This is a genomic window from Ancalomicrobiaceae bacterium S20, from assembly GCA_040269895.1.
Taxonomy (GTDB): Bacteria; Pseudomonadota; Alphaproteobacteria; order Rhizobiales; family Ancalomicrobiaceae; genus Methyloraptor; species Methyloraptor flagellatus.
The window spans coordinates 180,838-195,092 of the sequence record CP158568.1 but is presented as its reverse complement, the minus strand read 5'-3'; the positions used below and the strand labels follow the sequence as shown (position 1 = coordinate 195,092).

6 protein-coding genes are annotated in these 14,255 nt (G+C 68.2%); 3 read left to right on the top strand and 3 right to left on the bottom strand.

Annotation, left to right across the window (positions count from 1 at the left end):
• The first annotated feature begins 273 nt into the window (after positions 1–273).
• Together fabI and ABS361_00890 are read left to right on the top strand one after the other, a co-directional pair.
• Positions 274–1,038, top strand: coding sequence for an enoyl-ACP reductase FabI (fabI, locus tag ABS361_00895; protein XBY44895.1), 765 nt, complete (start codon positions 274–276; stop codon positions 1,036–1,038).
• 65 nt (positions 1,039–1,103) lie between these two features.
• On the top strand, positions 1,104–2,303 hold the full coding sequence (locus ABS361_00890) for an acetate/propionate family kinase (GenBank protein ID XBY46768.1): 1,200 nt from the start codon (positions 1,104–1,106) through the stop codon (positions 2,301–2,303).
• Positions 2,304–2,399: 96 nt separating this feature from the next.
• Here ABS361_00890 and ABS361_00885 read toward each other — a convergent pair whose 3' ends face one another.
• Together ABS361_00885 and ABS361_00880 are read right to left on the bottom strand one after the other, a co-directional pair.
• Positions 2,400–5,411: a S8 family serine peptidase gene (locus ABS361_00885; GenBank protein XBY44894.1), complete on the bottom strand. Its 3,012-nt coding sequence runs from the start codon at positions 5,409–5,411 to the stop codon at positions 2,400–2,402.
• 460 nt (positions 5,412–5,871) lie between these two features.
• Positions 5,872–8,802 carry a S8 family serine peptidase gene (locus ABS361_00880; protein XBY44893.1) on the bottom strand — a complete coding sequence of 977 codons (2,931 nt, stop codon included), beginning with the start codon at positions 8,800–8,802 and terminating at the stop codon, positions 5,872–5,874.
• Between the two features lie 513 nt (positions 8,803–9,315).
• On the opposite strand from ABS361_00880, the gene ABS361_00875 reads away from it, so the two are divergent.
• Complete coding sequence (locus ABS361_00875) at positions 9,316–10,326, top strand: helix-turn-helix domain-containing protein (GenBank protein XBY44892.1); 1,011 nt, start codon at positions 9,316–9,318, stop codon at positions 10,324–10,326.
• Positions 10,327–10,385: 59 nt separating this feature from the next.
• On the opposite strand, the gene metH is transcribed toward ABS361_00875, so the two are convergent.
• Complete coding sequence (gene metH / locus ABS361_00870) at positions 10,386–14,120, bottom strand: methionine synthase (protein XBY44891.1); 3,735 nt, start codon at positions 14,118–14,120, stop codon at positions 10,386–10,388.
• Between the last annotated feature and the right edge of the window lie 135 nt (positions 14,121–14,255).

The window sequence follows — 14,255 nt, the reverse complement described above, 5'->3', positions numbered from 1 at the left end:
TCGAAGCCCGACGGAACGCTAGCAGATCGATCCACGCTCGCCCCTGCGACGCGGTCGCCCCCGACCACGCGCGACGCGCGACAAAGCGGCGCGTCCCGCCCTCCCCGTCCCGATGCCGGGTGCACCGGATCCGCGCATGGGCGTCCGAGAGCCCCCTTAGGGAAACTCCGATCCGGCACGATACGGCCGCCTTCGCGGGGGCGAGATCAATTGGCCGTAACATTGTGCAGTGCAGAATGAGACCCGAGCCATTCTGGACGGGAGAACGGCACCATGACAGTTCTTGCAGGCAAACGCGGCCTGGTGGTCGGCATCGCCAACGAACACTCGATCGCCTGGGGCTGCGCGAAGGCCTTCGCCGCCGCCGGCGCCGAACTGGCCGTCACCTATCTCAACGCCAAGGCCGAACCGCATGTGCGCCCGCTCGCCGACGAGGTCGCCGCGCGGATCGTGATGCCGCTCGACGTCACCGACGAGGCCGAGACCGACGCGCTGTTCGCCGCGATCGGCGAGCGCTGGGGCCGGCTCGACTTTCTGCTCCACTCGCTCGCCTTCTGCCCCAAGGACGACCTGCACGGCCGGGTGGTCGACAGTTCGGCCTCTGGCTTCACGCAGGCGATGGACATCTCCTGCCACTCGTTCCTGCGCCTGATCCGGCGCGCCGAGCCGCTGATGACGGCCGGCGGCGCCTGCCTGACCGTCTCCTATCTCGGCGCCGACCGCGCCGTGCGCCACTACGGCGTCATGGGGCCGGTCAAGGCCGCGCTCGAGGCGTCGGTGCGTTATGCGGCCGTCGAACTCGGTCCCGAGGGCATCACGGTCAACGCCATCTCGCCCGGCCCGCTCGCGACGCGTGCCGCCTCGGGCATCGACCATTTCGACGAACTGCTGAACGAAGCGGCCGAGCGCGCGCCGACGCACCATCTGACCTCGATCGACGAGTGCGGCGCCTTCGCGACCTTTCTCGTCTCCGATGCCGCCCGCAGCGTGACCGGCGGCGTCCACATCATCGACGGCGGCTACTCCGTCGTCGGGTGATACGCTTCCGCCATCCGCCGACCTCGCACCGAAACCACACGAAGGAAGACCTTCCCTTGCGCAGCGTGCTGACCCTCAACGCCGGTTCGTCGAGCCTGAAATTCGCGCTGTTCGTACTTGCGGAAGGGCCGAAGGGCCGGCCGATGCCGCCGCGCCTGCGCGGCGAGATCGAAGGCCTCGGCGCGGCGGTGCATTTCTCCGCCAAGGACGCCGCCGGCACGAAGCGGCTCGACCGGCACTACGCCGCCGAGGAAGCGCCGGCCGACGCGGAAGCCGCGCTGCGCATCCTGCTCGACTGGCTGGAGGGCGAGGTTCCCGGACTGACGCTCGCCGCGATCGGGCACCGCGTCGTTCACGGCGGCATCCACTACGCGGCGCCGCTCATCGTCGACGACAAGATCCTCGCCGACCTGAAGACGCTCGAACCGCTCGCGCCGCTGCACCAGCCCTTCAATCTGGACGGCATCGCCGCCGCGCGCGCCGCCCATCCGGAGGCCCTGCAGATCGCCTGTTTCGACACGGCCTTCCACCGCGCGCATCCTTGGGAGAACGACGTCTTCGCCCTGCCGCGCGCGCTCTATGACGAGGGCGTGCGCCGTTACGGCTTCCACGGCCTCTCCTACGAGTTCATCACCCGCCGCATGCGCCAGATCGCGCCGGAGATCGCCGGCGGCCGGCTGATCGTCGCCCATCTCGGCAACGGCGCCTCGATGTGCGCGATCCGCGACGGCGTCTCGGTCGGCTCGTCGATGGGCTTCTCCGCGCTCGACGGCCTGCCGATGGGCACGCGCTGCGGCCAGATCGACCCCGGCGTGCTGCTCTATCTGATGCAGGAGCACGGCTACGACGCCAAGCGGCTGACCACGCTGCTCTACAAGGAGAGCGGCCTGAAGGGCCTCTCCGGCATCACCCACGACATGCGCACGCTGGAAGCCTCCGACGACCCGCGCGCGGCCGAAGCCATCCGCTATTTCGACTTCCGCATACGCCGCGAGATCGGCGCCATGGCGGCGATCCTCGGCGGTGTCGACGGCGTCGTCTTCACCGGCGGCATCGGTGAGAACTCCACGCGGGTCCGCGCCGAGGCGACCGCCGGCATGGACTGGATCGGCATCGCGGTCGATCCCGCCCGCAATGCCGGACCGGAGATGGAGATCTCACCGCCCGGCGCAAAAGTCCGCGTGTTCAAGGTGCCGACCGACGAGGAGGCGATGATCGCCCGCCACGTCTCGGAAGTGCTGGAGGCACGCGGCGCGGCGGCCTGAACATCAGTATCAAACGCCAGACGGGCGCGCCGTGGCACGCCCGTCCGGTCTTCATCGTCTCGTGCCGGCCATCCGGCCTGACCCGTCCGGCCTTTCTCAGAACGCGATCTTCACGCGCGCCGAACCGGCGTAGTTCTGCGCGTTCTTCGCCTGCTCGGTGTCGAACCGGACCGCGATCGTCGTCGCCGAGGTGAAGGCGAGGTCGAAGCCGGTCGAGACGACCAGCCCGTCGCGCACCGGCACCGCACCGGCGACCGAGAAGTCGCTGTCGGCGACGTCGACCAGCCGCGCGTCGTAGCTCGCCCCTTGCGCGAAGAAATGGCCCCAGCCGGCGCGCGCGAAGCCGAGGAGCTTCATGCCGCCGACCGTCGTCGAGCCGCGCACGTCGAGACCGAGCACCGACCGCGTCGTCCAATTGTTGCGGGCGGCGACCGCCACGCCGAACGGCACGCCGGCCGAATCCTTCTCGGCATAGGACGGCGTCATCACGTCCTGTGCCTGGAACGAGGCGAACGGCGACAGGCCGAGCCCGCCGATCCGCGCCACCTCGTAGCGGCCTTCGACCCGGCCAGAGAACACATGCGCCGTGTAGCGCGCCGTGATGCCGGTCTCGTCGAGGATCGGGATCGACCGCCGCGTCGAGATGCCGAGGTTCGAATAACCGGCCGCGCCCGTCAGCGTCAGCGCGCCGGCCTGCGCGGTCACGAAGGAGCCGACCTGGAACACGTCGGCGCTGGCCGAGCCGAGCGAGCCGCCCATGCTGGTCCAGGCCCGGCCGCCGCCGAGCGCGACGCCGGCGATGAAGTTCGGCGCCAGCCGCACGTCGATGCCGGCGACGAGCCCGCCCGAGGACACCGACACCGATGAAGCGCCGGTCGCGTCATTGCCGGCGACCCGGCCGGTCGACCCGTAGGGACCGCCCCAGATCCGGTAGTTGGCGCTCGCCGGCGCGGCGGCGCGCTCGATCGCCTGCCGGCCTTCCGAGACCGGCGCCGTCGGCGCGTAGCCGAAGGCCAGGAACGCCTCCGTCGCGCGCCCCGAGGCGAACGGATCGGTCATCGCATCGAGGAACTGGCCGCTGACCTGGGTGGCGAGCCGGATCGCGCCGGCATGCACTTCGCCGGTGAGCTGGTTCAGGCCCTCGTCGATCTCGTCGGCATCGAGATTGTAGAGCGCGAAGTAGCGCGAGGTGTCGGTGCCGTCGGAGACCGCCCGATCGAGCGCCTTGGCCACCGCAACCACGTCGCTCGGCGGCTTGCTCGTCGTCGCGGCCGGCGTGGTCGTGCCAGAGCCGCCGGATGTCGAACCGCCGGACGTCGAACCGCCCGTGTTGCCGCTCGTCGAACCGCCGCTCGTCGAACCGCTGCCTTTCGACGGAACCGGTGCACTCGCAACGACCGTCGCGAGCGACTTCGGGCGCAGTGTCAGCAGCACGGCATTGGCGTTGTAGCTGACACCCGTGTTCACGCCGGCGCCGAACGTGCTCTGCTGCGTGGCGAAAGTGCCGTTCACACCGCCGGCCGCCGCGATCAGCGTGTAAGGCGTGTTGAACGTATACGTGCCCCCAAGGGCGACCAATTTCAGTGTGCCGTTGAGCGTCGCCGGGCCCATCACGTTGATGCGGTCCGCAGCCGCGCCCTTGACCGAGGCAAGGTAGGTACCCTCGGGCTCGAAGACCAGTTCGCCCCCGACCGTCAGCGTCTTCGGTGTGCCGAGCCCAATCGTACCGATGACCAGCGTCGGCCCGACCGTACCCGAACCGCCGAGCGTGCCGCCCTGCGCGACGGTCACCGCCGAGGTGATCGAGCCGTCGATCTGCAGCGCACCGCCTTCGATGGAAGTCTGCCCGGCGTAGGTGTTGCGGCCGGTCATGATCAGCGTACCGGCACCGGTCTTGATCAGGCCGCCGGCGCCATTGATGTCGTTGGAGAATGTCGAGGTGTAGCCCTTGGTATCGAGCATGACCGTCGTGACGAACTGGCCATAGCCCCTGACCGCCTTGCCGGCATTCACAAGACCCCAGCCATAGACCGGGTCGACACCGGGCGCGCCAATATCGGTCGCGGTGGTCAGCAGCGTCTGCTGGAGGTCGTAGGCCGTGAACCAGGGATAGGCCTGCTTCACGAGCGCGGCGACACCCGCCACCGCGGGCGCGGCGAAGGACGTGCCACCGGTCTCGCCAAAGGCGCCGCCATTGGCACCGAGACCGACGATCGAGGTCGAGTAGACCTCGCCCGGCGCCACGAGGCACCATTGCGCGGCGAGGCCACACCTGTTGGAGTAGTCCGTAATGACGCCCTTGTCATCGACCGCGCCGACGGCGATCCAGTTCTTCAGAAGGTCAATCTGGAGCTGCTTTTGATAGTACGGCAAGGCGGCATGGACGTCCGGGTCATCCCGGCCCGAGTTGCCGTTTGCGAACACCATCAGAATATCTTTGGCGAGGGCATTCCTGATTGCGGGAAGTTCTCCTTCAAGCCTTGCAGCTGCTTGCTCGGCGGTAAACCCGCGAATGTCACAGGTCTTTTTCGTCGTATCCTTGCTGCAATCGTTGCCGAAGCTGTTGTTGATGATCGGAACGTTCTTGTCGATGAGCCATTCCCACCCGGCGGCAATTTCCGACAGGGGGCCGGCCATGTAGAAGCCGGAGTCGAAGGCGACGCCCTGGATGCCTTTGCCGTCGCGCGGCGCGACCGCAATGCCCGCCGCCTGCGTCCCGTGGCCGTTCTGCTCCTGCCCGTTCTCGTCCTTGCCGAGCAGCGTGTCGCCGTTGAACCCGAAACGATAAGTCCCTTTCGGTCCGACGACATAGCTCCCGTCGGCATTCTTGCGCGCGTCGAACCCGCCCAGGAACTTGGTCTCGCTCTGGAATTCGGGACTGCGCCCGTCGACGCCGGTATCGAGGATGCCGATCGTCACGCCCTTGCCGGTGAAACCCTGCTGGTAGGCATCAGCCGCATTGATCTGCTTGAGCGATTTGGAGGCGAGATACTCGCCGTCGATCCAAGCGGAAGCGTCCTGGGCAGAAGCCGGCGACGCCATGGCAATCAGGGAGACGGACGATAAGACCCGCACCGCCCCCGCACCGAACGGAATACGCCTGCACATGTATATCCCCACTCGCAATATAGCGAGGAGCAGCTATAGCGGCGCCTGGGCACGTACGCATTGACCCCACGTCTCAAGACTTGCACCTGCGTCCCATTCGCGACGGCGATGCGTATAAAGCACAATGGAGGGGGCACACCGAATGAAACCGGTCAGTACTGAAGAGGAACACAGACGCGGTTTCGCCGCCTCCATTCCCGTAACGGCATCTGACCGTCTGATCGCGGCGGAATTCTAACAGGAATTTCTGCGACTATATTCCCGTGAGAAGACATAACAACAAGCTGTCACAAGGTTGCGACATGAGTCGACCCTGCCGTGAGGTGATAGACGCGGCGCTCCTTGCAGCGGACGCCGCCTCAAACGCCAGACGGGCGCGCCATGGCACGCCCGTCCGGTCTTCATCGTCTCGTGCCGCCCGTCCGGCCTGACCCGTCCGGCTTCGCAGCCGGCCTCCGCCTCAGAACGCGATCTTCACGCGCGCCGAACCGGCGTAGTTCTGCGCGTTCTTCGCCTGCTCGGTGTCGAACCGGACCGCGATCGTCGTCGCCGAGGTGAAGGCGAGGTCGAAGCCGGTCGAGACGACCAGCCCGTCGCGCACCGGCACCGCGCCCGCGACCGAGAAGTCGCTGTCGGCGACGTCGACCAGCCGCGCGTCGTAGCTCGCCCCTTGCGCGAAGAAATGGCCCCAGCCGGCGCGCGCGAAGCCGAGGAGCTTCATGCCGCCGACCGTCGTCGAGCCGCGCACGTCGAGACCGAGCACCGACCGCGTCGTCCAGTTGTTGCGGGCGGCGACCGCCACGCCGAACGGCACGCCGGCCGAGTCCTTCTCGGCATAGGACGGCGTCATCACGTCCTGCGCCTGGAACGACGCGAACGGCGACAGGCCGAGCCCGCCGATCCGCGCCACCTCGTAGCGGCCTTCGACCCGGCCAGAGAACACATGCGCCGTGTAGCGCGCCGTGATGCCGGTCTCGTCGAGGATCGGGATCGACCGCCGCGTCGAGATGCCGAGGTTCGAATAGCCGGCCGCGCCCGTCAGCGTCAGCGCGCCGGCCTGCGCGGTCACGAAGGAGCCGACCTGGAACACGTCGGCGCTGGCCGAGCCGAGCGAGCCGCCCATGCTGGTCCAGGCCCGGCCGCCGCCGAGCGCGACGCCGGCGATGAAGTTCGGCGCCAGCCGCACGTCGATGCCGGCGACGAGCCCGCCCGAGGACACCGACACCGATGAAGCGCCGGTCGCGTCATTGCCGGCGACCCGGCCGGTCGACCCGTAGGGACCGCCCCAGATCCGGTAGTTGGCGCTCGCCGGCGCGGCGGCGCGTTCGATCGCCTGCCGGCCTTCCGAGACCGGCGCCGTCGGCGCGTAGCCGAAGGCCAGGAACGCCTCCGTCGCGCGCCCCGAGGCGAACGGATCGGTCATCGCATCGAGGAACTGGCCGCTGACCTGGGTGGCGAGCCGGATCGCGCCGGCATGCACTTCGCCGGTCAGCTGGTTCAAGCCCTCGTCGATCTCGTCGGCATCGAGATTGTAGAGCGCGAAGTAGCGCGAGGTGTCGGTGCCGTCGGAGACCGCCCGATCGAGCGCCTTGGCCACCGCAACCACGTCGCTCGGCGGCTTGCTCGTCGTCGCTGCCGGCGTGGTCGTGCCCGAGCCGCCGGAGGTCGAACCGCCGGAGGTCGAACCGCCCGTGTTGCCGCTCGTCGAACCGCCGCCCGTCGAACCGCCCGTCGACGGCGCGGTCGCGACCACGCTCGCCAGCGAACGCGGGCTCAGCGTCAGCAGGACGTTGCTCGCCGTGTAGCTCACGTTGGTGTTCACGCCGGCGCCGAACGTGCTCTGCTGCGCGGCGAAGGTGCCGTTCACGCCGCCGGCCGCCGCGATCAGCGTGTAAGGCGTGTTGAACGTGTAATTGCCGCCGAGCGCGGCCATCCTCAGCGTGCCGTTGAGCGTCGCCGCGCCCGTCACGTTGATCCGGTCGGCGTTCGCACCCTGCACGGAAGCGACATAGGTGCCGTCCGCGCCGAAGCTCAGCGTGCCGGCGACGTTGAACGTCTTCGGCGTACCGAGCCCGATCGTTCCGTTGACGACGGTCGAGCCGACCGTGCCCGAACCGCCGAGTGTGCCGCCCTGGGCGACGGTCACCGCCGAGGTGATCGAGCCGTCGATCTGCAGCGCGCCGCCCTGCACCGTGGTCGCGCCGGCATAGGTGTTGCGGCCGGTCATGATCAGCGTGCCCGCGCCGGTCTTGATCAGGCCGCCGTTGCCGTTGATGTCGTTCGAGAAGGTCGAGGTGAAGCCCTTGGTGTCGAGCGTCACCGTGTCGACGAACTGGCCGTAGCCCCTGACCGCCTTGCCGGCGTTGATGAGACCCCAGCCATAGACCGCGTCGATGCCGGGGTCGCCGAGATCGGTCGCGGTCGTCAAGAGCGTCTGCTGGAGATCATAGGCCGTGTACCAGGGATAGGCCTGCTTCACGAGCACGCCGACCGCGGCCGCGACCGGAGCGGCGTAGGACGTACCCTCGCCGGTCTTGAAGTTGCCGCCGTCGTCGCCGCGGCCGAGCACCACGGTCGAATTGTCCTCGCCCGGCGCGACCAGACACCACTGCGCGGCGACGCCGCATCGGTTGGAGAAGGTCGAAATGACGTTGTTGGCGTCGACCGAGCCGACGGCCAGCCAGCCGTTCTTCACCTCGGGCAACCGGTAGGGAAGGCCGGCCCAGAAGTCGGGATGCGGCTGCGATTCGTTGCCGGTCGGAAACACCATCAGCACGCCGGCCGCCAGCGCGCGCTTGGCGGCGGCGACTTCGGCGACCTGGCTGTTCTGAGCATCAGCGACCGAATAGGCCGTGATGTTGCACTTCGACGTCCATTCGGACTGCGGCTTGGACGGGCTGCAGTCGTCGACGCCCATGCTCGAGTTGATGATCGGCACGCCCTTCGAAACGAGCCAGTCCCAGCCCTGCTCGGTGGCCGCGAAAGGCCCCGCGGCGTAGAAGCCGGCATCGAAGGCGGCGCCGTGGATGCCGGTCCCGTCGCGCGCGGCGACCGCGACACCGGCCACGAAGGTGCCATGGCCGTAGTCGCCGGCCTTCACGACATCGACGTCGCCCTGGGTTCCGAGCGAGTAGGTCGTGTTGGTCTGGCCGTTGAAGCCGCCGAGGAACTTGCCCGGCGCCTGATACTCCGGATGGCGCGCATCGAGACCGGTGTCGAGGATGCCGAGTGTCTGCCCCTTGCCGGTGAAGCCGAGTTCATAGGCCGCAGCGGCATTGATCTGGTCGAGCGCCTTGGAGCTGAAATACTCCGGCGTCTTCCAGGAGGAAGCGCTCTGCGCCGCGGCCGGCGCGATCGCGCCAGCCAACGCGCCAGCGATGGCAATGCTCACCGTGCCCACGGCAAAACAGGATCCCCGCAAAGTCCCCCTCCCAACATTCAGGTCGTTGCCTCGGCAACAATTTGTATAGGCGCTCGGCGCGGGACGCATGGATCGCACGTCCCAAGTTCGGGATCCGCGTCCCAGGCTCCCCGCCGAAGATCTGACTTTACGGCATGGTCGTCATTTTATGGTTAATAATGTACAAACCCCTGCGAAAGGGGAGGTTCGCCGATGCTCGTAAACGCACAAATCTGTGGAGCGCTGCATCGTTGATCTGCCCGGTTCAGCAGCGCGACGCCGGCGACGCGATCCCGACAAGCACTGGGAACCCTGTTTGGCGGTCCGAACGCGCAGTCCAGATAGGACTGGCGCGAATCAGGAGCCTTAGCTGTCCTGGACGGCACAAGGCCTCGGCATTTCGGCTCGCTGTCTGATCGATCGCTGACGCACGACATCACCGAAACGAAACGAACGGCGCGCAGGATCAGGACGATCTCAGCCTGAACGACGACCCGCGAGGCCATGACCGACGATCCGCCGATCCCCTCCCTGCAAGTCGACAGCCGTCTGCTGCCGCCGGAGCTCGGCTACGAGAGCTGGCGGCAGATGGTGGCGCCGATCTTCGATGTGACGCCGGTCGCGCCCGAGGCCGCGTTTCGGTGCCGCCTGAGCGCCTTCCACCTCGACGAGCTGGTGATCGGGGCGACGGAGTTCGACGCGACGCGGTTCTCCCGCAGCCGCCGGCGCATCCGGGCCGACGGGCTCGATCATGTGATGATCCAGATCTACACGTCGGGCGGCTATGTCGGCGAACTCGACCGGCAAACCGTCGAGGTGCAGGGACAGGTCGCCTGTCTCGATCTCACCCGCGAGATCGAGACGACGTCGACCGCCTCCAGCAACATCACGATGATCGTGCCCCGGGACATGCTGCCGTCGCGCGCGCTGCCGCATGGGCCGATGGCGAACGACGATGCCGGCGCCGTGGTCGGCGGCCTGTTCGCCGACCATCTGGTCTCGCTGATGCGCCGGCTGCCGAGCATGCGCGCGTCCTCGAGCCGGTATGTGGTCGACGCGACACTCGCCCTGTTGCGCGCCTCGCTGGCGCCGACGGCGGATGCGCTGGAGGCCGCAGCGGAACCGGTGCACGATTCCCTGCTCTTGCGCGCCCGCCGGCTGATCGAGGCGGAACTCGTCGCAGGTGATCCGAACGCCGAGCGTCTGGCCGCCACGCTGCGCATTTCGCGCTCGACGCTCTATCGGCTGTTCGAGCCGTTCGGCGGCGTCGCCGCCTATGTGATGGAGCGGCGACTGGTCCGGGCGCGCGCGGCGCTGCGCGACGCGGGCGACGTGCGCCGGATCGGCGACATCGCGACCGCCTGCGGCTTCACCGACGCGTCGCACTTCTCGCGCGCCTTCCGCCGCCGCTTCGGCGTCACGCCGGTCGAGGCCCGGCGCGAGGGCATCGTCGACCTCGCCGCGGTGCCGGTCGAACGCGCCGACCTCGGCACCTGGATCCACACGCTGATCTGACCGGGTCGCGAAGGCCCCGCCCTCGCATCAGCCGGCCCTCGCATCACCCGGCCGTCACCTCACTCCGCGGCGGCCTTGCGATACGATGCCGGCTCGTAGTTCAGGATCGGCGCGAGCCAGCGCTCGGCGGTCGCGATGTCCCAGCCCTTGCGGGCGGCGTAATCCTCGACCTGATCGCGCTCGATCCGCCCGACGCCGAAATAGTGGCTCTCGGGATGGGCGAAGTAGAGCCCCGAGACGGCCGAACCCGGCCACATCGCAAAACTCTCGGTCAGCGTGATGCCGGCCTGGCGCTCCACGTCGAGCAGGTCCCAGAGCGTTGCCTTCTCGGTGTGGTCGGGCTGCGCCGGATAGCCGGGCGCCGGGCGGATGCCCCGATAGCGCTCGGCGATCAGATCCTCCGGCGCGAAGCTCTCGTCGGCCGCATAGCCCCAGAGCTCCTTGCGCACCCGCTCGTGCAGATATTCGGCGAAGGCCTCCGCCAGGCGATCGGCGAGCGCCTGGCTCAGGATCTTCGAATAATCGTCGTTGGCCTTGGCGAAGCGGTTGGCGACCGCCTCCTCGCCAATGCCGGCCGTGACCGCGAACATCCCGACGTAGTCGTCGACGCCGGTCTCGCGCGGCGCGACGAAGTCGGCGAGCGCGACGTTCTTGCGCGCGCCGGCCGAGCGGGCGATTTGCTGGCGCAGCGTATGGAGCCGCGTGCGCTCGGTCGAGCGCGTCTCGTCGGTATAGAGGACGATGTCGTCGCCGACGCTCGCCGCCGGGAAGAAGCCGACCACGCCATTGGCGGTCAGCCACTTCTCCGCGACCATCTTGTCGAGCATGGCGCGCGCGTCCTGATAGAGCGCGGTCGCGGCCGGGCCGACCTTGTCGTCGGACAGGATCGCGGGATAGCGGCCGATCAGTTCCCAGGTCGCGAAGAACGGCGTCCAGTCGATGTAGGGCACCAGCGTCGCGATCGGCACATCCGAGATCGCCCGCACGCCGATGAACGACGGCTTCTTCGGCTTGTGGCCGGCGAAGTCGGGCGCGAACCGGTTGGCGCGGGCCTGGGCGATGCCGACGCGCTCCTTGTCCTGCTGGCTGCGTGCGTGTTGCTCGCGGATCTTGGCATACTCGGTGCGGATATCGGCGATATGCGCCGCGCGGTTCTCGCCGAGCAGGTTCGATACCACGCCGACCGCGCGGCTGGCGTCGGTCACGTAGACCGCCTGGCCGGCCTGGTAGTTCGGATGGATCTTCACCGCGGTGTGGATGCGCGAAGTGGTCGCGCCGCCGATCAGCAGCGGCAGATCAAAACCCTGGCGCTCCATCTCGGCCGCGACATGACACATCTCGTCGAGCGAGGGCGTGATCAGGCCCGACAGGCCGATCACGTCAGCCTTCTCGGCCTTCGCGACCTCGAGGATCTTCGCCGCCGGCACCATGACGCCGAGGTCGACGACCTCGTAATTGTTGCACTGGAGCACGACGCCGACGATGTTCTTGCCGATGTCGTGCACGTCGCCCTTGACCGTCGCCATGACGATCTTGCCGGCCGAGGACGATCCGGTCGCCCCCGATGCGGCCTTCTCAGCTTCCATGTACGGCATCAGCCAGGCGACCGCCTGCTTCATGACGCGCGCCGACTTGACCACTTGCGGCAGGAACATCTTGCCCGAACCGAACAGGTCGCCGACCACGTTCATGCCGGACATCAGCGGTCCCTCGATCACATCGAGCGGCCGCTTCGAGGCGAGCCGCGCCTCCTCGGTGTCCTCGTTGATGAAGTCGGTGATGCCGGCGACCAGCGCATGCTCGAGCCGCTTCTCGACCGGCCACGACCGCCAGGCGAGATCGACGACCTTCTCCTTCGCACCGTCGCCCTTGAAGCGCGGCGCGGCCTCGAGCAGCCGCTCGGTCGCGTCGGCGCGGCGGTTCAGCACCACGTCCTCGGCGAGATCGCGCAGGTCGGCGGGCAGATCGTCATAGACCGCGAGCTGGCCGGCATTGACGATGCCGAAGTCCATGCCGGCCTTGATGGCGTGATAGAGGAACACCGAGTGCATCGCCTCGCGCACGGGGTCGTTGCCACGGAACGCGAACGACAGGTTCGACACGCCGCCGGAGACGTGGGCGTGAGGCAGGTTGGCGCGGATCCAGCGCGTCGCCTCGATGAAGTCGACGCCGTAGTTCGCGTGCTCCTCGATGCCGGTCGCGACGGCAAAAATGTTCGGGTCGAACACGATGTCCTCGGGCGGGAAGCCGACCCGATCGACAAGGATCCGATAGGAACGTTCAGCGATCTCGATCTTGCGCTTCAGCGTGTCGGCCTGACCGGTCTCGTCGAAGGCCATGACCACAACCGCGGCGCCGTAGCGGCGCGCCTTCTCGGCCTGTTCGACGAAGGCGGCTTCGCCCTCCTTCATCGAGATCGAATTGACGATCGGCTTGCCCTGCACGCACTTGAGGCCCGCCTCGATCACCGACCACTTCGATGAATCGATCATTACCGGCACCTTGGCGATGTCCGGTTCGGCGGCGACGAGGTTCAGGAACGTCACCATGGCCTTCTCGCTGTCGAGCAGGCCTTCGTCCATGTTGATGTCGATGACGGTCGCGCCGGCCTCGACCTGCCCCTTGGCGATGTCGAGCGCCGCCGCATAGTCGTTGGCCGCGATCAGCTTGCGGAACTTGGCCGAGCCGGTGACGTTCGTGCGCTCGCCGACATTGACGAACGGGATCTCCGGCGCATGCGTGAAGGGTTCGAGCCCCGACAGGCGCATGCGCGGCGGCACGTCCGGCACGGTCCGCGGCTTGTGCGGCGCGACCGCTTCGGCGATGGCGCGGATATGGTCCGGCGTGGTGCCGCAGCAGCCGCCGACGATGTTGACGAGGCCCGAGGCCGCGAACTCGCCGACCAGCGCGGCCATCGCCTCCGGGCTCTCGTCGTAGAGGCCGAATTCGTTGGGAAGCCCTGCGTTGGGATAGGCGCAGACGAGCGTATCGGCGACGCGGCCGAGCTCGTCGATATGGGCGCGCATTTCCTTCGCGCCGAGCGCGCAGTTGAGGCCGATCGAGAACGGCCGGGCGTGACGCAGCGAATACCAGAACGCCGTCGGTGTCTGTCCGGACAGCGTGCGGCCGGAGAGGTCCGTGATCGTGCCGGAGATCATCACCGGCAGGCGCACGCCCAGTTCGGCGAACACTTCCTCGATCGCGAACACCGCCGCCTTGGCGTTGAGCGTGTCGAAGATCGTCTCGATCAGGATGATGTCGGCACCGCCCTCGACGAGGCCGCGGGTCGCCTCGGCGTAAGCCGTGCGCAGGTCGTCGAAGCTCACGGCCCGGTAGCCCGGATCGTTGACGTCCGGCGAGATCGAGGCGGTGCGGTTGGTCGGACCGATGGCGCCGGCGACGAAGCGCGGCCGCGACCGGTCGCGGGCCTCGGCCGCGTCGCAGGCCTCGCGTGCGAGCTTCGCGCCTTCGAAGTTGAGTTCGTAGGCGAGCGCTTCCATGCCGTAGTCGGCCTGGGCGATCGTGGTCGATGAGAAGGTGTTGGTCTCGACGATGTCCGCGCCGGCCTCGAGATAGGCGGCATGGATGGCGCGGATCGCGTCGGGCTGCGTCAGCGTCAGCAGGTCGTTGTTGCCCTTCACGTCGCGATGCCAGTCGGCGAAGCGCGCGCCGCGATAGTCGGCCTCGCCGAACGAATGCCGCTGGATCATCGTGCCCATCGCGCCGTCGAGCACGAGGATGCGGGCGGCCGCGAGACGGCGGAGGGTGGCTGAGCGGGCGGTTTCGGCGGACATGGGAAACCCCGAGACTGATGTGAGACTTGCGGCGCGCCCCCCCTGTGGCGGGTCGCTCGGCGAAGGTGGCTTCGGTGAGGGCGGCTTCGGTGAGGCTGGAGCGTTAGATCAGGACGCCGCGCCGTCGATGGCCGG

Excerpts from the sequence above, each read along its gene's own strand:
- ABS361_00875 (XBY44892.1), top strand. The coding sequence starts at position 9,316 with ATGACCGACGATCCGCCGATCCCCTCCCTGCAAGTCGACAGCCGTCTG.
- metH (XBY44891.1), bottom strand. The coding sequence starts at position 14,120 with ATGTCCGCCGAAACCGCCCGCTCAGCCACCCTCCGCCGTCTCGCGGCC.
- fabI (XBY44895.1), top strand. The coding sequence starts at position 274 with ATGACAGTTCTTGCAGGCAAACGCGGCCTGGTGGTCGGCATCGCCAAC.
- ABS361_00885 (XBY44894.1), bottom strand. The coding sequence starts at position 5,411 with ATGTGCAGGCGTATTCCGTTCGGTGCGGGGGCGGTGCGGGTCTTATCG.